We start from the raw sequence: 20217 nt of genomic DNA on the forward strand, positions 1-20217 counted from the left end.
GTGTCGCTCATGTCTCGCAGCACGGGGGGACCGCTGATAGCGCCGTCGATATTGGCCGCCGATTTCGCCCGGCTCGCCGACGAAGCCGCGGCGGTGAAGGGTGCCGACTGGTTGCATGTCGACGTGATGGACGGCCATTTCGTGCCGAATCTGACGATCGGCCTGCCGGTGGTGGAGAGTCTGCTGGCTGCCACCCGGATCCCGATGGATTGCCATCTGATGATCGACAACCCGGACCGGTGGGCGCCGCCGTATGCCGAAGCGGGCGCCTACAACGTCACTTTCCACGCCGAGGCCACCGACAAGCCAGTCGCGGTGGCCCGCGATATTCGCGCTGCGGGTGCCAAAGCCGGGATCAGCGTGAAGCCGGGCACTCCACTGGACCCGTACCTGGAAATCCTGCCGCACTTCGACACCCTGCTCGTCATGTCGGTGGAGCCGGGTTTTGGTGGCCAAGACTTCATTCCCGAAGTTCTCAGCAAGGTACGCACGGTGCGCAAGATGGTCGATGCGGGGGAGCTGACCATCCTGGTCGAGATCGACGGCGGGATCAACGAGGACACCATCGAGCAGGCCGCCGAGGCCGGCGTCGACTGTTTTGTCGCCGGATCGGCGGTTTACGGCGCAGCCGACCCGGCCGCCGCGGTAGAGGCATTGCGGCGACAGGCCTGTGCCGTGTCACCTCATCTGCGCTCATGAACGAGCCCCAGGGACCCCAGACGGTCAAGAGCATCGAAGAGGCTATGCGCCTCGCTATCGAGCACGCCTACCAAGTCAAGGGCACCACATATCCGAACCCGCCGGTCGGGGCCGTCATCGTGGACCAAGAGGGCCGGGTCGTCGGTGTCGGCGCCACCCAGCCGGCCGGCGGCGATCACGCCGAAGTCATTGCGCTGCGCCGAGCGGGCGGTTTGGCCGCCGGCGGAATCGCGGTGGTCACCCTCGAACCGTGCAACCACTTCGGCAAGACCCCCCCGTGCGTGAACGCCCTAATCGAGGCCAGGGTCGGAACCGTGATTTACGCCGTGAGCGACCCAAACGCCATCGCGGGCGGCGGCGCGGGCCGGCTGTCGGCGGCGGGGCTGCAGGTGCGCTCGGGCGTGCTGGCGGACGCGGTGGCGGCCGGACCGCTGCGCGAGTGGCTGCACAAGCAGCGAACCGGGCTGCCGCACGTCACGTGGAAATACGCCACTAGCGTCGACGGGCGCAGCGCCGCCGCCGACGGCTCCAGCCAGTGGATCTCCAGCGAGGCCTCTCGTCTGCACCTGCATCGCCGGCGCGCCGTGGCCGACGCGATCGTCGTCGGAACCGGCACCGTTCTGGCCGACGACCCGACCTTGACCGCCCGCTTGCCCGACGGGTCGCTGGCGCCACAGCAACCGCTGCGCGTGGTGGTGGGCATGCGTGACATACCGCCGGAATCGAAGGTTCTCAACGACGATTCGCGCACCATGCTGATCCGTACCCGCGAGCCGGTCGAGGTGCTCAAGGCGCTGTCGGACCGCACCGATGTCCTGTTGGAAGGTGGCCCCACCCTCGCCGGGGCCTTCTTGCGGGCGGGCGCGATCAACCGGATCCTGGCCTATGTCGCGCCGATTCTGCTGGGCGGCCCCATCAGCGCGGTCGACGATGTGGGGGTGTCCAACGTGGCGCACGCGTTGCGTTGGCAGTTCGACGGCGTCGAACAGGTCGGTCCGGATCTGCTGCTCAGCCTGGTGGCGCGCTAGCCGCTCGGGGCGCGACGGCCTCTTCGGCGGGGACTTCCGGTTCCTCGGCGTGTTCCTTTCGGCCACTGAGCAATAGCCCGAGCAGCGCGCCCACCACGCAGATCGCCACGGTGACCCCGAAGATCCCGCCATACATCAGCGCGAACGCCTTCTGATATTGGGCGCCGATCGCGGCCGCGCGCTCAAACAGGGTGGCGTCGGGCGGAATCTGCGCCGACAACCCTGCCAGGATCTGGTTGAACCGGTACAAACCCCAGGCGCTCAGGGCGGCGACACCGATCAACATGCCGGTCATCCGTGCCACCACCACCGACGCCGAGGCGATGCCGTGCTGCGCCGCGGGGACGACCCTTAGCGTCGCCGACGACAGTGGCCCGATCACCAGTCCCAGCCCCAGACCGGCGACCAGCAGGTCGGTGTGCATCGCCGGGAGGGTGAACAATCCGAAGATGCTGTGCTGGTCGGTCGCCAGGTCTTGCCGCCATTGTGAGATCAGCCAATAACCTCCGGCGGCGATGAGCAGGCCGACGAAGGTCACCGCGCGGTCACCCACTCGGGTGGCAATCCAGCCGCCCGTCACCGCCCCGATCGGCAATGCGATGAGGAACCACAGCAGCATTCCGGCGGCTTGGACCTGGTCTTTTCCGAGCACACCCTGGCCGAATAGCTCGACGTTCACCAGCGTCACCATCAGCGCCGCGCCGGCGCAGACGGACGAGCCAAGAGCCGCCAGAAACGGCCGGAAGTGCACGCCGGCAGGTTCGATCAGCCGGGTGCGCGAGAAGCGCTCCCATACGAAGAACGCCAGGGCGACCACAACCGCCCCGATTACCAGGGGCAACCCATAGCTCGGCAGCACTTGTTTGCCGTCCGGGTTTGGGTTGTACAGGCCGATGACCGCAAGGCCCAACGCGAGGGCAAGCAGCAAACCACCGACGATGTCGACTCTTTCCGGCTCGGCGCTGCGGTCGTGCGAGGGCAGGCTGAACTGGATCATCGCCATGGCGATCAGCGTCAGTGGGACGTTGATCCAGAAGACGTCACGCCAATCGTGCAACAACCAGACGATGAAGATGCCGTACAGCGGGCCCAGCACGCTGCCGAGCTCCTGCGCCGCGCCGATACCGCCCAGCACGCCGGCGCGGTTGCGCTGTGCCCACAAATCGGCGCCCAGCGCCAGCGTGATCGGCAGTAGTGCACCGCTGGCGACGCCCTGGATGGTTCGGCCGGCGATGAGCATATGGAAATCGCCGAAATGGCCGGCCAGGGCCGTCACCACTGAGCCCACGATGAATCCGGCCAGGCTGACCTGAAGCATCAGCTTACGGCCGAACCGGTCGGAAGCCCGGCCCAGCAGTGGCATCGCGGCGATATACCCCAGCAGGTACATCGTCACGATCCAGGTGATCCGCTGCAGCTGGTTCACCGGGATACCGACGCTGTTCATGATGTCGCGCATGATGGTGACCACGACATACGTGTCGAGGGCGCCCAGCAGTACCGCGAGGCTGCCCGCGCTGATTGCGACTCGGCGTCCTGCCCGCATGCTCATCAGCTCACCTGAGGCTTCGTGACCTGGACCTGCTCACCCCAGTTCGACAGGGTCATTTGGACCGAATTGCCGGTACCGCGCTCCATCTTGGCCTGCGCCAGTTGGTGATCGCCGGCCTCTTGAATCCAGACGGTGGCCGGTACCGGCTCCGTCGCAGCAAACGGCGGGGCAATCTGATTGACCGCCTGTGCCGTCACCTTGCCGCTGATCCGGACGGTGGTCTGCCCATTGATGGTGTCGCGCCCCTCGGCCTTGGCGTCGGTGAAGTTCGCGAGCACGTTGGCTAGGCCGTTGTCCGGGCTCAGGATCTGCGAGGGGTCGTAAATATCGGCCGCCCTACCGAAATCGCTCCACTTGTTAGGGGTGAGGGTGGCGTACAGGGTGCCGTCGACTACCACGAAGTCGGCGTCGACGTCAGCCCCACCGAGGGTGAACTTGACGTTCCCCTTCGCGGCGGTGGGGTTGGTTGTGAGATCGCCACTGAGCGTCTTCATGGAAAGTCCCGGTATGGTGCCGTTCACCGTCAACACGATGTGGGCGCTCTTGACATTCTTGGTGACGTCGGTGGACTGCTTAACCAGATTCGTCGCGTCGGGCAGCGGCCCACCGCTTGGCTTCGACTCCGATGAGCAGCTGGCAACTAGAACGGTTGCAACGCTCATGGCGGCGAGCAACGGCAAGTGGCGGCGGCGGGTTTGCATATCCTGCATCGTAGAGGGTGCCTATGACGCGACCGGTGAACGACCGGGGTGCGGGTCCGCGGTAATAGCCATTAACCTGGTGCGATGTTCACCGGAATTGTCGAGGAACTCGGAGAGGTGACCGGCCGCGAAGCCCTCACCGATGCCGCGCGCCTGATCATCCGCGGTCCCACCGTTACCTCCGATGCGGGTCACGGCGATTCGATTGCGGTTAACGGCGTATGCCTGACCGTCGTCGACGTGTTGCCCGACGGCCAATTCAGCGCCGATGTGATGGCCGAGACGCTGAATCGCTCCAATTTGGGTGAACTTCGGCCTGGCAGCAGGGTGAACCTGGAACGCGCGGCTGCTGTCAATAGCCGCCTTGGTGGGCACATCGTGCAGGGGCATGTGGACGGCACCGGTGAAATCGTGGCCCGCACACCCTCCGAGCATTGGGAGGTGGTGCGGTTCGAGATGCCCACCACGGTCGCTCGTTACGTCGTCGAGAAGGGGTCGATCACGATCGACGGGATTTCGCTGACCGTTTCGGGGCTGGGTGCCGAGCCTCGGGACTGGTTCGAGGTGTCGCTGATCCCGACGACCCGGGAACTTACGACGTTGGGTGCTGCTCCGGTGGGAACGCAGGTCAACCTCGAGGTCGACGTGATTGCCAAATATGTTGAACGGCTCATGCAAGCCTCCCGAGAAGCGTCGTCGCAATAATCGCCGCGCCAGGGTGGTTCATACTGGGTGCAGTTAGCCTGTCTCACAGCAAGGTGGCACGATGACGAGGTTTGACTCCGTCGAGCGGGCGGTTGCTGACATAGCGGCCGGCAAAGCCGTCGTCGTCGTCGATGACGAGGACCGCGAAAACGAGGGTGATCTGATTTTCGCCGCGGAGAAGGCGACACCGGAGTTGGTGGCGTTCATGGTCCGCTATACGTCGGGGTATTTGTGTGTGCCGTTGGATGGCGCGGTGTGTGACCGGCTGGGTTTGTTGCCGATGTATGCGGTCAATCAGGACAAGCACGGCACCGCTTATACGGTGACCGTGGACGCTAGAAATGGTGTGGGGACTGGGATTTCGGCTTCGGATCGGGCTACCACGATGCGGTTGTTGGCCGATCCGGCCAGTGTGGCCGATGATTTCAGCCGGCCGGGTCATGTGGTTCCGTTGCGGGCCAAGGATGGTGGGGTGTTGCGCCGGCCGGGTCATACCGAGGCGGCGGTGGATTTGGCGCGGATGGCCGGGCTGCAGCCGGCGGGGGCGATCTGTGAGATCGTCAGTCAAAAAGATGAGGGTTCGATGGCCCAGACCGATGAGTTGCGGGTCTTTGCCGATGAGCATGGTCTGGCGTTGATCACCATCGCCGATTTGATTTCGTGGCGGCGCAAGCACGAAAAGCATGTCGTGCGGGTCGCCGAGGCGCGCATCCCGACGCGGCATGGGCAGTTTCGTGCGATCGGCTATGCCAGCATTTACGAGGACGTCGAGCATGTGGCGCTGGTGCGTGGGGAGATCGCTGGGCCGCACGGCGACGGCGATGACGTGTTGGTGCGGGTGCATTCGGAGTGTTTGACCGGTGATGTGTTCGGGTCGCGGCGTTGCGATTGTGGGCCGCAGTTGGATGCGGCGTTGGCGATGGTGGCCCGCGAGGGCCGCGGGGTGGTGCTGTATATGCGGGGTCATGAGGGCCGCGGGATTGGGTTGTTGCATAAGTTGCAGGCCTATCAGCTGCAGGACGCCGGAGATGACACCGTTGATGCCAACCTCAAGCTCGGGTTGCCCGCCGATGCCCGTGATTACGGGATCGGTGCCCAGATCCTGGTTGATTTGGGGGTGCGTTCGATGCGGCTGTTGACCAATAACCCGGCCAAGCGGGTGGGGCTGGACGGGTATGGCTTGCACATCATTGAGCGGGTTCCGCTGCCGGTGCGGGCCAACGCCGACAACATTCGTTATCTGATGACCAAACGTGACCGGATGGGCCATGACCTGACGGGCCTGGACGAGTTCCACGACTCGGTGGCGCTGCCGGGTGAACTCGGTGGTGCTTTGTGAGTGGTGGTGTTTTGTGAGCGGTGGCGCGGGTGTGCCGGATTTTCCGGTGCTGGATGCCGCGGGTCTGCGGGTGGCCATTGTGGCCAGCACCTGGCATACCAAGATTTGTGACGCGCTGCTCGATGGTGCGCTGAGGGTTGCCGCGGACTCGGGTGTGGATAGTCCGACGGTGGTGCGGGTGCTGGGTGCGATCGAGATTCCGGTGGTGGTGCAGGAGGTGGCCCGCAGCCATGACGCGGTGGTGGCGTTGGGCGTGGTGATCCGTGGTGAGACACCGCATTTCGACTATGTGTGTGATGCGGTGACTCAGGGGTTGACCCGGGTGTCGTTGGATACTGCCACGCCGGTGGGCAATGGGGTGTTGACCACCAACACCGAGGAGCAGGCGCTGGATCGGGCGGGGCTTTCCACGTCGGCCGAAGACAAGGGCGCCCAAGCCACCGCGGCGGCGCTGGCCACGGCTTTGACCCTGCGCGACCTGCGCGCGCAGTCGTGAACACGCCGCCCGATTGGGATGTCGAACTCCGTCCCCGTCTGACACCGATATTCGCTTACGCTGCAGCATTTCTCATCGCGGCAGTGCACGTTGCGGTGGGATTGCTGCTCAAGGTCGGGTCCAGCGGAGTGGTCTTCCAGACCGCCGATCAGGTGGCGATGGGTGTTCTGGGGCTTGTCATTGCCGGGGCTGTGTTGTTGTTCACGCGACCGCGACTACGGGTGGGTTCCTCCGGGCTTGCGGTGCGTAACCTGTTGGGCAACAAGCTAGTTCCGTGGTCTGACGTGGTTGGCGTATCGTTTCCCGGCGGTAGCCGATGGGCGCGGATCGAATTGCCCGACGACGAGTACATCCCCGTGATGGCGATTCAGGCCGTCGACAAGGAACGCGCGGTGACGGCCATGGACACCGTGCGCTCGTTGCTAGCCCGGTATCGACCGGACCTCATATCATCATCCGATGGCAGGCCTTCGGCGTAGTTGCGCGGTGGTCGCTTTGGTCGTCACGGCGGTGACGCTGGCTGCCTGCACAGCAGTGGTACCGGGCCGGGCGGTTAGGGCCGCTGGCCGGTCGCCCACGCCGATTTCGGCGCGTGACCTGCTTCTGCACGACGGCGACCGCACTCCGCTCGGACCGGCGGCCGCGATGGAGGTGGGCGGCAATTACTTCACCAGCGCCCGTCCGCCCGAATGCTCGGCGGCTCTCCTCTTTAAGGGGTCGCCGCTGCGGCCGCCCGGCTCTTCGGACTTCGCCGAGTCGGCATACCGCGTTGACGGCCCGGCGCTGTATGCCGAATCGGTTGACGTCTACAGCAATTCGTTGAACCCACACGATGTGGTCTGGACTGGATTTCGCGCGGTATCCGGCTGCCATGGCGAAGCCATCCCAGTGAGTCCGAGCGGCGCGTTCGCGCCGATGCAGCTCAGTGAGTTCGCCATACCGGAAGATGGTGTTCTGGCGTGGACGATGACCCATCCGAATTGGACCTGTAGCTACGGCTTGGCCGTCGTCCCGCAGGTGGCTCTGTTGATATCGGCCTGCGACAGCGCGCCTGGATTCCCCGTGGCCGAATGGTCGGCGAAGAGGAAAGCGCAAATCGACGCCCGAACCTGACAAAGCGATGGGAATCCATTGGCAGCGGTAGAGGGGCTCGCGCACGCTGTGGTAAAGAATTGGGTACCCGCGGCAAATTGTCTGCGGCGGTGGTGCTCTCGGCGTTGACTGTGCCGCTTCTTTGGGGGGTGAGTTGAGCCAAGAGAGGCTGCAATTGAAATGCGTGAACCGCGGTCGATGCGCGGCGTTCGGCGGGTCCTTATCCTGGTCGGCGTACTGCTAGGTGTTGCGGCGCTCAGCGCCGGTGTAGCCAGTGCCGATGGCCCGGTCCAGTTGAAAAGCCGATTGGGCGATTATTGTCTGGACGCCCCGAGTGGGAGCTGGTTCACCGCGATTGTGATCAACCCCTGCAATGGGACCGACTTCCAGCGCTGGAATCTCACCGCTGACCGCCAGCTCGAGAGCGTGGCCTTTCCCGGCGAGTGCCTGAACGTGCCGGGGGAAAGTTGGTGGGCGCACCTCCAGCCCTGTGTCGATTGGATCTCCCAGCATTGGACTGTCCAGCCCAACGGCCAGGTCGCGAGTGAACTTGGCGGCTGCCTCGCCGTTCTCGGTGGCCCGGACCCGGGGACCTGGGTGTCCACCCGCTGGTGCAACTCCGATGCACCCGACCAACAGTGGGATAGCGCTCCGTGACCGGGCTCGCTGGGGCACTTCTCGTCAGCGGAGCTGAGATGCATGGGTCGCGGTTGATCGGCGGTGTGCGCCGGGCCCTTGTCGTAGTCGGTGCGGTATTGGGCGTCGCGCTGCTAAGCGCTGGTCCGGCGAATGCCGACGACCCGGTCCAGTTGAAGAGCCGATTAGGCGATGTTTGCCTGGACGGCCCGAGTGGGAACTTCAATGCGCCGGCCGTGATCAACCCCTGCGACGGGTCGGCAACGCAGCGTTGGAATTTCAACTCCCCCGGGGAGATCGAGAGCGTGGCCTTCCCCGGCAACTGCTTGGCAGTCGACGTACTGAGCGAGTGGCCGGTGACCCTGGTGCCCTGTAACGGTGGGCTCGGCCAGCGTTGGAGTGACCAGCCCAACGGCCAGATCTCGACCGTCCTCGCTGGCTGCCTGAATGCTGGCTTCGGCGCGCCGAACCCGGGAACTGAGGTGAACCACCTCAATTGCGGCCTCGATGGACCCGGCGAGGAGTGGGATCGCATTCCGTGACCGGACCTGCCACCCGATCCCCAACGAGCGCCGTGTTTGTAGGCGCCTTTCGAGCGCCCGCTAGCCTGGATACGCGCCAGATCCCGGGGCGGGTCGTCTACATCGGCAAGGCCAGGAGCAGCAGCGGCAGTCCGGCGTAATTTAACTCTTATTGAGGTTACTGTTTGCAATGGCGGTCGACGGGTCGGGCGAATTAGCGGATGGTTGCACTGCGTGAACCGCGACGCGGAATAGCGACCTCGTGGTGTTGTTGCGTTTTTGCCGCCAGACGTTAGACGTGGCTTGGCTCAAAGTGGTGCGCACCATAGATCGGGCACATCGCACGGTCACAACAGTCACATGTGTCGCTGCGCCCGGTGGACCACCCGATGCGCCCGGCTCCTAGCGACAACCGCCTGAGCTGCGGTGTCGTTGCCACGTTGGTGGTGGCCGCGCGGGCTTCGAGGTGGCGTTGACCTGCAGAAACCGCGCTGTCGCGCTTAGGTGGGCAGCGCTGCCATAGCCTCCGACAGAGGCCAGAGTTGCAGACGTGACTACAGAGCAATACAGACAGCCACAGCAGAACCTCGCGTCAAATTTGAATCATGGTGCGCGCCACCGCCGTTCGACGTAGCCCCGATTCGCTATCTTCGTGACCAGGTGCTCCGGAGCGACCGGCCCACCAGGAAGACTCCAGCGGCGCACTCCAGGTCTGGGTTTAGTGCAGGTTTAGTGCACAATGGAACTCCACTTCGTGCCCTCCACACCAAGCAGTGATGACCCCGAACTTCAGACATCGCCATGAGGTTGTCACACCGGCGGCCAGATAGTCGAACCAGGAGTGCAGGCCGTGATCGGTGACTTGATGTCAGGCACGTTTCCTCGGACTTCGCCGAGTCGGCGTATCAGTTCGACGGTCCGGCGCTGTACGCCGAATCAGTTGACGTCTGCGGCAATTCGTTGAACCCACACGAGCTCGGTGGCTTCGTCATTACGTAGAGGGCGTCCTGGCGTGGACGATGACCCAATCTGAATTGGACCTGTAGCTACGGCTTGGCTAGCGACCACTAGCCTGGAATACGTGCCAGATCCCGCGACGTATCGCCCCGCGCCCGGGTCCATCCCGGTCGAACCCGGCGTGTATCGATTCCGCGATCCGCACGGCCGCGTCATCTACGTCGGCAAGGCCAAGAGCCTGCGCAGCAGGCTGACGTCATACTTCGCCGACGTCGCCAGCCTGCACCCACGGACCCGCCAGATGGTGACCACGGCGGCCAAGGTCGAGTGGACGGTGGTCAACACCGAGGTCGAAGCGCTGCAGCTGGAATACAACTGGATCAAGGAGTTCGACCCGCGGTTCAATGTCCGCTACCGCGACGACAAGTCTTATCCGGTGCTGGCCGTCACCCTCAACGAGGAGTTCCCCCGGCTGATGGTCTATCGCGGCCCGCGACGCAAGGGTGTCCGGTATTTCGGGCCGTACTCGCACGCGTGGGCAATCCGCGAAACGCTGGACCTGCTCACCCGGGTGTTCCCCGCGCGAACCTGCTCAGCGGGAGTCTTCAAGCGGCACAAGCAGATAGACCGCCCCTGCCTGCTCGGGTACATCGACAAATGCTCGGCGCCGTGCGTCGGTCGGGTCAGCGCCGAGCAGCATCGCCAGATCGTGACGGACTTCTGCGACTTCCTCTCCGGCAAGACCGACCGCTTCGCTCGCGAACTGGAACAGCGGATGAACGCCGCGGCCGAGGAACTCGACTTTGAGCGGGCCGCTCGGCTCCGCGACGACCTGGCCGCGCTGAAGCGGGCCATGGAAAAGCAGGCCGTGGTGCTCGGCGACGGCACTGACGCCGACGTCGTCGCCTTCGCCGACGACGAACTGGAAGCGGCGGTGCAGGTGTTCCATGTGCGCGGCGGCCGGGTTCGTGGCCAGCGTGGCTGGATTGTCGAAAAGCCTGGAGACACTGGCGATTCCGGGGCGGAGCAGTTGGTCGAGCAGTTCCTGACGCAGTTCTACGGTGAGCAGGCCGAACTCGACGGCTCCGCCGACGAATCCGTCAACCCGGTTCCGCGCGAGGTGCTGGTGCCATGCCTGCCGTCCAATGGCGACGAACTGGCCAGCTGGCTGTCCGCCCTGCGCGGATCCCGCGTCGCGCTGCGGGTACCGCGCCGCGGGGACAAGCGGGCGCTGGCCGAAACGGTGCAGCGCAACGCGAAAGAAGCACTGCAGCAACACAAGTTGAAGCGCGCCGGCGACTTCAACGCCAGATCCGCTGCACTGCAGAATATTCAGGATGCACTGGGCCTGGCCGATGCGCCACTGCGGATCGAATGCGTTGACGTCAGCCACGTACAGGGCACCGACGTGGTGGGCTCATTGGTGGTCTTCGAGGACGGCCTGCCACGCAAGTCTGACTACCGCCACTTCGGCATCCGGGACGCGGCCGGACAGGGGCAATCCAACGATGTGGCCTCCATCGCCGAGGTCACCCGGCGCCGGTTCCTACGTCACCTGCACGACCAGAACGATCCGAATCTGCTTTCTCCGGAAGGTAAATCGCGCCGGTTCGCCTACCCGCCCAACCTGTACGTGGTCGACGGCGGCGCACCGCAAGTCAACGCGGCCAGCGCCGTGCTCGAGGATCTCGGTATCACCGATGTTGCGGTGATCGGCCTGGCCAAGCGGCTGGAAGAGGTATGGGTGCCGTCGGAGCCGGATCCAATCATCATGCCGCGCAACAGCGAGGGACTCTACCTGTTGCAGCGGGTGCGCGACGAGGCGCACCGATTCGCCATCACCTACCATCGCAGCAAGCGATCCAAGCGGATGACGGCATCGGCGCTGGACTCGGTGCCGGGCTTGGGCGAGCATCGGCGCAAAGCGTTAGTCACCCATTTCGGATCGATAGCCCGCCTCAAGGAGGCCACCGTCGACCAGATCACCGCCGTCCCCGGCATCGGCGTAGCCACGGCCACGGCCGTCCTCGAGGCACTGAGACCGGACGAGCCCGCAGCGTCTGGCGGCGCGGGAGGCACGGCATGACCAACGCCGACGCCTCGGCCGGCATCGACGTCGTACTGGTCACCGGTTTATCGGGGGCCGGGCGCGGCACGGCGGCCAAAGTGCTCGAAGACCTCGGCTGGTATGTGGCCGACAATCTGCCTCCCCAGCTGATCACCCGCATGGTGGACCTCGGGTTGGCAGCCGGATCACGCATCACCCAACTGGCGGTGGTGATGGACGTGCGGTCGCGCGGATTCACCGGCGACCTCGACTCGGTGCGCACCGAACTGGCAACTCGTAACATCACCCCCCGCGTGGTGTTCATGGAGGCCTCGGACGACATGTTGGTGCGCCGATACGAACAAAACCGCCGGAGCCATCCGCTGCAGGGCGAGCAGACCCTGGCCGAGGGCATTGCCGCCGAACGCCGGATGCTGGCTCCGGTTCGCGCCACCGCCGACCTGATCATCGACACGTCGGCGCTGTCCGTACGTGGGTTAAGGGAGAGCATCGAGCGCGCATTCGGCAACAGCGGCGGCGCGACCACTAGCGTCACGGTCGAGTCGTTCGGCTTTAAGTACGGACTGCCGATGGACGCCGACATGGTGATGGACGTTCGGTTCTTGCCGAACCCGCACTGGGTGGACGAGTTGCGGCCACTGACCGGCCAACACGCCGCCGTGCGGGACTATGTGCTCGGCCAGCCGGGCGCGGCCGAATTTCTGCAGACTTACCATCAATTGCTATCCCTGGTTGTCGACGGCTATCGCCGGGAGGGAAAGCGGTATATGACGGTCGCCATCGGCTGCACAGGTGGTAAGCATCGCAGCGTCGCGATCGCGGAGGCATTGATGGGACTGCTGCGGTCGGATCTGAAACTGGCGGTTCGGGTACTACACCGAGACCTGGGTCGCGAATGACCGGCGGCATTGTTGCGCTCGGCGGCGGACATGGCCTCTACGCGACGCTGTCGGCGGCTCGCCGGCTGACACCCTACGTCACCGCTGTGGTGACCGTCGCCGACGATGGTGGCTCGTCGGGCCGGCTACGCAGCGAACTGGACGTGGTGCCGCCCGGTGATTTGCGAATGGCCTTGGCGGCGTTGGCATCCGACAGCCCGTATGGCCGGTTGTGGGCGACGATCCTGCAACACCGATTCGGCGGCAACGGCGCGCTGGCCGGACATCCGATCGGGAACCTTATCCTGGCCGGCCTTAACGAGGTGCTCGCCGACCCGGTCGCCGCCCTCGACGAGCTCGGACGCATCCTCGGCGTCAAGGGCAGGGTGCTGCCGATGTGCCCGATTGCGCTGCAGATCGAGGCCGACGTCGCCGGCCTGGAGTCTGACCCGCGAATGTTCCGGTTGATCCGCGGTCAGGTGGCGATCGCAACCACGCCGGGAAAGGTCCGACGAGTGCGGTTGATGCCCGCCGACCCGCCGGCTACTCGCCAAGCCGTCGACGCCATCATGGCCGCCGACTTGGTGGTACTGGGACCCGGGTCCTGGTTCACCAGCGTGATCCCGCATGTGCTGGTGCCGGGTCTGGCCTCAGCGTTGCGGACCACCACGGCTCGTCGTGCCTTGGTGCTCAACCTGGTGGCCGAGCCGGGGGAGACGGCCGGTTTCTCGGTGGAGCGCCATCTGCACGTGCTGGCCCAGCACGCGCCCGGGTTCACCGTGGACGAGATCATCATTGACGCCGAACGCGTGCCGAGCGATCGGGAGCGCGAGCAGCTGCGCCGGACCGCAGCACTGCTACAGGCCGAGGTCCAGTTCGCCGACGTAGCCAGACCTGGTACACCTTTACATGACCCGGGCAAGCTGGCGGCCGTGCTGGACGGGGTGCGGGCAAGTGAGAAAGGCCCGACGGCGGCTTCGACGACGGCCACAGCTGAGATACCGATCGACGATGGACGACCGAGGGGTGACGACGCGTGGCGATGACGACCGAAGTGAAGGACGAGCTGAGCCGTCTGGTAGTCAAATCGGTCAGTGCGCGGCGCGCAGAGGTCACCTCCTTGTTGAGGTTCGCGGGCGGGCTGCACATCGTGAGCGGCCGCGTGGTCGTGGAAGCCGAGGTGGATCTGGGCAGCATCGCAAGGCGGCTGCGCAAGGACATCTTCGACCTGTACGGCTACAACGCGGTGGTGCATGTCTTGTCGGCCAGCGGGATTCGCAAGAACACCCGATACGTCTTGCGGGTCGCCAACGATGGTGAGGCGCTGGCACGTCAAACCGGACTGCTCGACATGCGTGGGCGCCCCGTGCGCGGTCTGCCGGCCCAGGTCGTCGGTGGCAGCATTGGCGACGCCGAAGCGGCGTGGCGCGGTGCCTTTTTGGCACATGGGTCATTGACCGAGCCGGGACGCTCCTCGGCATTGGAGGTCAGCTGCCCCGGCCCCGAGGCCGCACTGGCGCTGGTGGGTGCCGCGCGCCGACTCGGGGTCAGCGCGAAGGCCCGCGAGGTGCGTGGCGCCGATCGGGTCGTGGTTCGTGACGGTGAGGCGATCGGCGCGTTGCTGACCCGGATGGGGGCGCAGGACACCAGGCTGGTCTGGGAAGAACGCCGGATGCGTCGTGAGGTGCGCGCCACCGCCAACAGGCTCGCCAATTTCGACGACGCCAATCTGCGCCGCTCGGCGCGAGCCGCGGTTGCCGCGGCCGCCCGGGTGGAGCGTGCGTTGGAGATACTCGGCGAAAGCGTGCCCGAACATCTGGCGTCGGCCGGCAGGCTGCGCGTCGAACACCGGCAAGCGTCCCTGGAGGAACTCGGCCGGCTTGCCGACCCGCCGATGACGAAGGACGCTGTGGCTGGACGTATTCGGCGTTTGCTGTCGATGGCCGATCGCAAGGCGAAGGTGGAGGGGATCCCCGACACTGAATCGGCGGTGACTCCCGATCTGTTGGAAGACGCCTAACGACGATGCGCGCCGAGGCGCGTTATCGAGAACACCATCTTCAGGGTCGACGCGTCGTAGCCCCGCGGCTTGTTGTGTCCCCACACAGAGCTCGCGTGGCACCCGCTCAGCAGCAGCGTGATGATTCCCAATACCGCCGAAGCAGCAAGCATTGCAGCGCGAGTTGGCGATCCGTCCGAAACGCCCGACGAAGCCTTCGGCGAAGTCCGCACACCACGACGATAGTCACACTGGCATCGATTGTTCGTGCATAACCTGGCCCGGTGGGCAGGCGAGGGCTACGGTCATGGCATGAAGCGGCTCTCGAGCGTTGATGCGGCGTTTTGGTCAGCAGAAACAGCTGGTTGGCATATGCACGTTGGTGCACTGGCGATTTGCGATCCGAGTCACGCCCCGGACTATAGCTTTCACCGACTCCGCGAACTGATCAACGAGCGGTTGTCGGAGTTGCCGCAGTTGCGCTGGCGGGTTACCGGTGCCCCGCTGGGACTCGACCGGCCGTGGTTCGTCGAGGACCAGGAACTTGACGTCGACTTTCATGTCCGTCGCATCGGCGTTCCCGCTCCCGGTGGCCGCCGCGAGCTGGAGGAGCTTGTGGGCCGGCTGATGTCCTACAAACTGGACCGTTCCCGTCCGCTATGGGAGCTATGGGTCATCGAGGGCGTCGAGGGCGGCCGTATCGCGACTCTGACCAAAATGCATCACGCCATCGTCGACGGGGTTTCTGGCGCTGGGCTGGGCGAAATCCTTTTGGACGTCACGCCGGAACCGCGACCGCCGCAAGAGGAAAAGGTGGGATCGCTGGTCGGATTCCAGCTTCCGGGCTTGGAACGGCGCGCCATCGGCGCACTCGTCAACGTCGGAATCATGACTCCGTTTCGCATCGCCAGACTGTTGGAGCAGACCGTGCGTCAGCAGATCGCCGCGTTGGGCGTCGCCAGAAAGCCGCCGCGATACTTCGAAGCACCCAAGACGAGGTTCAATGCACCTGTGTCGCCACACCGGCGGATTAGTGGTGCCCGCGTGGAGCTGGCCCGGGCCAAGGCCGTCAAGGACGCCTTCGACGTGAAGCTCAACGACGTTGTGATGGCGCTCGTGGCCGGGGCGGCCCGCGCCTATTTGCAGAAGCGCGACGAGCTGCCGGCCAAGCCGCTGATCGCGCAGATCCCGGTCTCCACCCGTACCGACGAGACGAAAGACGAAGTGGGGAACCAAATCAGCTCGATGACCGCGTCGCTTGCCACCCACATCGAAGACCCCGCCAAACGCCTGGCGGCCATTCACGAGAGCACCCAGAGCGCCAAGGAGATGGCCAAGGCGCTGTCGGCGCATCAGATCATGGGGCTGACCGAGACCACGCCGCCGGGGCTGCTACAGCTGGCCGCCCGCGCGTACACGGCCACCGGGTTGTCGCACAATCTGGCGCCCATCAACCTGGTGGTCTCCAATGTGCCCGGTCCCCCCTTCCCGCTGTACATGGCCGGCGCCAAACTGGATTCCCTGGTGCCACTCGGGCCGCCGGTCATGGACGTGGCATTGAACGTCACCTGCTTCTCGTACCAGGACTATCTGGACTTCGGATTTGTGACCACACCCGAAGTGGCCAACGACATCGACGAGATGGCCGACGCGATCGAGCCCGCACTGATCGAACTGGAGCGCGCCGCGGAATCGCTGTAGTCGCACCCGTGACGTGGGCTTAGCCGGGCTAGTCGGCGGGTGGGCGGCTCGTCACGTAGACCCAGGACAAGAACCGGGCTACGGCCTCCGCGGTTTGATGCGCCCGCGGCGATCCGAAGATGTCAAATGCGTGTTGGGCGTTGGGCAGGTCGGTGTAGGCGACGGGCGCCTTTGACACGCTTCGCAGTTCCTCGACGAACTCCTGGGCTTCGCGGACCGGAATCAGAGAGTCGTCGTGACCGTGCAACACAAAGAACGGCGGCGCATCGGCGTGTACGTGCCGGATTGGTGACGCGTCGAGGAAGATGTCGCGATGTGTGCTGAATTCCTTTTTCACGACGAACTTTTCGAGCAGCCTGACGAACTCGGGACGGCCCGCGCCGTCGGTGGAATACCAGTCATAGCGCCCGTAGATCGGCACTGCGGCGGCCACCGAGGTGTCGGCTTCTTCGAAGCCCGGCTGAAACTTGGGATCGTTGGGAGTCAGGGCTGCCAACGCGGACAGGTGGCCACCGGCGGACCCGCCGCTGATCGCGACGAAGTTCGGGTCCCCGCCGTAGGCTGCGATGTTCTCCTTGACCCAGGACAGGGCGCGCTTGACGTCGACGATGTGGTCGGGCCAGGTGTGCAGCGGTGAAACCCGATAGTTCAGCGATACGCACACCCAACCGCGCGAAACCAGGTGGCTCATCAAGGGATACGCCTGCGGACGGCGCCACCCGATCACCCACGCGCCGCCGGGTACCTGCACCAGCACCGGCGCCTTGCCGTCGCGCGGTAGGTCGCGGCGCCGCCAGATGTCGGCCAGGTTGGCGCGCCCGTGCGGACCGTAGCGCACGATGTTGGTCTTTTCGACGTAGCGCCGGCGTGCCACGGTGGTGCGCAACGGGAGATTGCGCCGGCCGACGCGTGTCGGTTGCGTTGGCAGGGCGGTCAATCGCTTGGCGTAATCGGGCCCGAGTTGCTCGCTTAGCCCCGCTTCCAGCACCGGGCCGGGCGTGGTCACACCGCGGTAGCGGATCACCGCCAGGATGGCCCAGGACGCCGCTGTCAAGCCCAGTGCCGCCTTCCCGTTACGCCCGGCGAAGTCGCCGCGGCGGGCGCGGCGCAGCGCGTCCAGCAGCGAAACGGTGAAATAGATTCCCGGCACCTCGGAAGTCGGCCAGCCGAACCAGAACACCAGCACGGTGCTGTAGCCCTTACGTGCTATCGGCCGTAATCCGTTGGCGGCGTTAATGAATTCGACCGCCGCGCGTGCGAGCGGTCTCGGACGGATTCTCATGAGCCGCTGACCCGTGATTGCAGTTCGGCGCGCAGGATCTTGCCGGTGCTGCCTCGCGGAAGTTCGTCGAGGACGGCGATTTCGCGGGGCACCTTGTAGTTGGCAAGGTTATCCCGAACGTGTTGCTTGAGCGTCTCGGGAGTGGCCGTCGCACCCGGTTCCAGTACCACGAAAGCGGCCAACCGCTGCCCGTACTGCTCGTCGTCCACGCCGATCACCGCGGCCTCCGTCACATCGGGGTGTGCGGCCAGCGTCTTCTCCACCTCAATCGGATAGACATTCTCACCTCCGGAGACGATCATCTCGTCGTCACGGCCCACCACGAATAACCGTCCGGAGGCGTCGAGGTAACCAATGTCGCCCGACGACATGAACCCGGCCTGGAAATCTTTGGTGGTGCCCGAGGTATAGCCGTCGAATTGAGTGTCGTTGCGGACATAGATGCTGCCGACCTCGCCGACGGGCACCTCGTTGAGTTCGGAGTCCAGGATGCGGATTTCGGTTCCGTCGGCGGGCTTGCCCGCGGTGTCGGGAGCGGCGCGCAGATCGGCCGGGGTGGCGGTGGCGATCATGCCCGCCTCGGTCGCGTTGTAGTTGTTGTAGATGACGTCGCCGAACTGGTCCATGAACGCGATCACGATGTCGGGTCGCATCCGTGAACCGGAGGCGGCGGCGAACCGTAATGACCGGCCGCTGTAGCGGTTTCGCACATCGTCGGGCAGTGCCATGATGCGGTCGAACATTACTGGCACCACCGCCAGGCCCGTCGCCCGGTAGCGGTCGATGAGGTCGAGCGTGGCCTCGGGGTCGAACTTGCGCCGGGTAACCACGGTGCAAGCCAGCGACGCCGCGAGCACCAATTGCGAAAAGCCCCAGGCGTGGAACATGGGCGCCACTATCACGATGGGTTCCTCGGCTCGCCACGGCGTGCGGTCCAGGATCGCCTTGAGTGTGCCAATGCCACCGCCCCCGCCAGAGTGTTTGGCGCCCTTGGGTGTTCCGGTGGTGCCAGAGGTCAGCAGGATTACTCTTCCGTTGTGGGCCCTAGGGCCCAAACGCTCGGGTTGTTGGCCGGCGTGCGCGGCGATGAGCTTCTCGACGGTGAGGTCGTGCGGGTCGTCGGCCCACGCGACAATGCGGGTGGCCGAGGGGTTGTCGGCCAACGCGCGATCCACCGTAGCGGTGAACTCTTCGTCGTAGATGACGGTGTCGACGTTTTCCCGGGCCACCACGTCCGCCAGCGCCGGGCCGGCGAACGAGGTGTTGAGCAGCAAGATGTCAGCGCCAATTCTGTTGGCCGCCAACAGTGAATCGACAAAGCCGCGGTGATTGCGGCACATGATGCCGACGACGCGTGGCGGCCCGGCCGGCAGAGTCTGCAGCGCGACGGCCAACGCGTTACTACGCGTTTCGAGCTCACGCCAAGTCAGGGGCCCCAATTCGTCGATCAAACCCGGGCGGTCCGGGCAGCGTTGCGCCGCACCGGCGAAACCCGAAGTGAAGCCCATGCCTTCGCGGCGCATGGCGGCCGCGATCCGTACGTATCGGTCCGGTCGCATGGGCGCGATCATTCGGGCGCGCCGCAAGGTGGTGATCAGGCCGAGCGCTTGGTTGATCCGAGATTCCTGAGATGCCATGGCTTAGCCCAGAACCGGGAAACGGCGTTTGGCGGCAAGCTCGTTGAGGCCCTGCTGCATCACCGACCGTACGTGTTGGTCTACTTCGTCGATGTCGGGGTCATCGCCGAATTCCTTGGCGATGTCGATCGGCTCCAGCACCCGCGTCACGATCTTAGCGGGCAGCGGCAGATTGGGCGGGATGGCGGCGCTGAACCCGAACGGAAAGCCGAACGAGAGCGGCAGAATGTCGCTGCGTAGCAGACGCTTCAGTCCGATCCGCTCCGCCAGCCAGGTGCCACGGGACAGGTAGAGCTGCGTTTCCTGTCCGCCAATGGACACCGCGGGCACGATGGGCACGCCGGCTTCGATCGCCGTGCTGACGTATCCCTTGCGGCCGTTGAAGTCGATGACGTTTTCTGACGCTGTTGGCCGGTACGCGTCATAGTCGCCGCCGGGAAAGACGATCACCACACCACCGCTTCGCAGCGCCTTGGCCGCGTTCTCGCGGTTGGCCCGGATGTAGCCGATCCGTCTGAACAGCGGCCCGGTGACGCCCATGAAGAGGATGTCGTGGCTCAGCGTGTAGACCGGTCGGTCGTAACCGAACTTCTCGTAGAAGTCGACGGTGAAGATCGGGACATCCATTGGGAACATGCCGCCGGAGTGGTTGGCGACGACAAGTGCTCCGCCCGGTGGGAAGGAATCCAGGCCATGCACCTCAGAGCGGAAGTACGTCTTCAATACCGGGCGCATTAGACCGATCATGCGCTCGGTCAAGCCCGGATCGAATTTGCCGATGTCTTCGCCGTCTGGGCTATCGGTGTCGCTCACTTCTCTCCTTTGAGGCTGGCTTGTGGCTTCCTTGCCGCATCGAGTCCCTAGATGGTAGCGACTGGGGCTTTCGCGACAGCATCGCAGCCAGGCACAGTTAAAGGGAACGCCGC

Annotated in this window: 19 protein-coding genes; 14 read left to right on the top strand and 5 right to left on the bottom strand. The window is 65.0% G+C overall.

Going from position 1 to position 20217, the window contains the following annotated elements; genetic code table 11:
• Together rpe and ribD are read left to right on the top strand one after the other, a co-directional pair.
• The gene (gene rpe, locus AADZ78_RS10910) at positions 1-699 is read left to right on the top strand and encodes a ribulose-phosphate 3-epimerase (RefSeq protein ID WP_139828675.1); all 699 of its coding nucleotides are present in this window, start codon (positions 1-3) and stop codon (positions 697-699) included.
• The gene (gene ribD, locus AADZ78_RS10915; protein WP_085250296.1) at positions 696-1727 is read left to right on the top strand and encodes a bifunctional diaminohydroxyphosphoribosylaminopyrimidine deaminase/5-amino-6-(5-phosphoribosylamino)uracil reductase RibD; all 1032 of its coding nucleotides are present in this window, start codon (positions 696-698) and stop codon (positions 1725-1727) included. Before rpe ends, ribD begins: the two co-directional genes overlap by 4 nt.
• On the opposite strand, the gene AADZ78_RS10920 is transcribed toward ribD, so the two are convergent.
• Together AADZ78_RS10920 and AADZ78_RS10925 are read right to left on the bottom strand one after the other, a co-directional pair.
• Entirely contained in the window at positions 1708-3273 is a 1566-nt protein-coding gene (locus AADZ78_RS10920; RefSeq protein ID WP_139828677.1) for an MFS transporter, read from the bottom strand. The two genes, ribD and AADZ78_RS10920, sit on opposite strands and share 20 nt — an antisense overlap.
• A 5-nt stretch (positions 3274-3278) precedes the next feature.
• A complete protein-coding gene (locus tag AADZ78_RS10925; protein ID WP_085250304.1) occupies positions 3279-3980 on the bottom strand; it encodes an LppX_LprAFG lipoprotein in 702 nt (233 codons plus the stop codon).
• Positions 3981-4064: 84 nt separating this feature from the next.
• Here AADZ78_RS10925 and AADZ78_RS10930 point away from each other — a divergent pair, with 84 nt between their 5' ends.
• The 12 genes from AADZ78_RS10930 to AADZ78_RS10990 all read left to right on the top strand — a co-directional run bounded on the left by AADZ78_RS10930 (position 4065) and on the right by AADZ78_RS10990 (position 16372).
• Positions 4065-4685: a riboflavin synthase gene (locus AADZ78_RS10930; RefSeq protein ID WP_085250294.1), complete on the top strand. Its 621-nt coding sequence runs from the start codon at positions 4065-4067 to the stop codon at positions 4683-4685.
• A gap of 61 nt (positions 4686-4746) precedes the next feature.
• Entirely contained in the window at positions 4747-6024 is a 1278-nt protein-coding gene (locus AADZ78_RS10935) for a bifunctional 3,4-dihydroxy-2-butanone-4-phosphate synthase/GTP cyclohydrolase II (protein ID WP_204803246.1), read from the top strand.
• A gap of 13 nt (positions 6025-6037) precedes the next feature.
• A complete protein-coding gene (ribH, locus tag AADZ78_RS10940) occupies positions 6038-6520 on the top strand; it encodes a 6,7-dimethyl-8-ribityllumazine synthase (protein ID WP_085250115.1) in 483 nt (160 codons plus the stop codon).
• Positions 6517-6999: a PH domain-containing protein gene (locus tag AADZ78_RS10945; RefSeq protein WP_085250104.1), complete on the top strand. Its 483-nt coding sequence runs from the start codon at positions 6517-6519 to the stop codon at positions 6997-6999. Before ribH ends, AADZ78_RS10945 begins: the two co-directional genes overlap by 4 nt.
• Positions 6980-7633, top strand: a complete 654-nt coding sequence (locus tag AADZ78_RS10950; RefSeq protein ID WP_085250105.1) for a sensor domain-containing protein — start codon at positions 6980-6982, stop codon at positions 7631-7633. Before AADZ78_RS10945 ends, AADZ78_RS10950 begins: the two co-directional genes overlap by 20 nt.
• A 159-nt stretch (positions 7634-7792) precedes the next feature.
• Positions 7793-8269 carry an RICIN domain-containing protein gene (locus AADZ78_RS10955; RefSeq protein WP_085250106.1) on the top strand — a complete coding sequence of 159 codons (477 nt, stop codon included), beginning with the start codon at positions 7793-7795 and terminating at the stop codon, positions 8267-8269.
• A gap of 38 nt (positions 8270-8307) precedes the next feature.
• Positions 8308-8790, top strand: a complete 483-nt coding sequence (locus AADZ78_RS10960; RefSeq protein WP_085250116.1) for an RICIN domain-containing protein — start codon at positions 8308-8310, stop codon at positions 8788-8790.
• A gap of 1060 nt (positions 8791-9850) precedes the next feature.
• Positions 9851-11812, top strand: a complete 1962-nt coding sequence (gene uvrC / locus AADZ78_RS10970; RefSeq protein WP_085250107.1) for an excinuclease ABC subunit UvrC — start codon at positions 9851-9853, stop codon at positions 11810-11812.
• Complete coding sequence (gene rapZ, locus AADZ78_RS10975; protein ID WP_085250108.1) at positions 11809-12693, top strand: RNase adapter RapZ; 885 nt, start codon at positions 11809-11811, stop codon at positions 12691-12693. The genes uvrC and rapZ overlap by 4 nt, the downstream gene beginning before the upstream one ends.
• The gene (locus AADZ78_RS10980) at positions 12690-13718 is read left to right on the top strand and encodes a YvcK family protein (protein WP_085250109.1); all 1029 of its coding nucleotides are present in this window, start codon (positions 12690-12692) and stop codon (positions 13716-13718) included. Before rapZ ends, AADZ78_RS10980 begins: the two co-directional genes overlap by 4 nt.
• Positions 13715-14692 carry a DNA-binding protein WhiA gene (gene whiA / locus AADZ78_RS10985; protein ID WP_085250117.1) on the top strand — a complete coding sequence of 326 codons (978 nt, stop codon included), beginning with the start codon at positions 13715-13717 and terminating at the stop codon, positions 14690-14692. The genes AADZ78_RS10980 and whiA overlap by 4 nt, the downstream gene beginning before the upstream one ends.
• Before the next feature lie 291 nt (positions 14693-14983).
• On the top strand, positions 14984-16372 hold the full coding sequence (locus tag AADZ78_RS10990; RefSeq protein WP_085250118.1) for a WS/DGAT/MGAT family O-acyltransferase: 1389 nt from the start codon (positions 14984-14986) through the stop codon (positions 16370-16372).
• A gap of 28 nt (positions 16373-16400) precedes the next feature.
• On the opposite strand, the gene AADZ78_RS10995 is transcribed toward AADZ78_RS10990, so the two are convergent.
• The 3 genes from AADZ78_RS10995 to AADZ78_RS11005 are packed head-to-tail and all read right to left on the bottom strand — an operon-like array spanning position 16401 to position 20104.
• Positions 16401-17654 carry an alpha/beta hydrolase gene (locus AADZ78_RS10995; RefSeq protein WP_085250110.1) on the bottom strand — a complete coding sequence of 418 codons (1254 nt, stop codon included), beginning with the start codon at positions 17652-17654 and terminating at the stop codon, positions 16401-16403.
• A complete protein-coding gene (gene fadD12, locus AADZ78_RS11000) occupies positions 17651-19291 on the bottom strand; it encodes an acyl-CoA ligase FadD12 (RefSeq protein ID WP_085250111.1) in 1641 nt (546 codons plus the stop codon). The genes AADZ78_RS10995 and fadD12 overlap by 4 nt, the downstream gene beginning before the upstream one ends.
• Positions 19292-19294: 3 nt before the next feature.
• Entirely contained in the window at positions 19295-20104 is an 810-nt protein-coding gene (locus AADZ78_RS11005; protein WP_085250112.1) for a lysophospholipid acyltransferase family protein, read from the bottom strand.
• Between the last annotated feature and the right edge of the window lie 113 nt (positions 20105-20217).

The sequence above is a fragment of the Mycobacterium riyadhense genome, assembly GCF_963853645.1.
Lineage (GTDB): Bacteria > Actinomycetota > Actinomycetes > Mycobacteriales > Mycobacteriaceae > Mycobacterium > Mycobacterium riyadhense.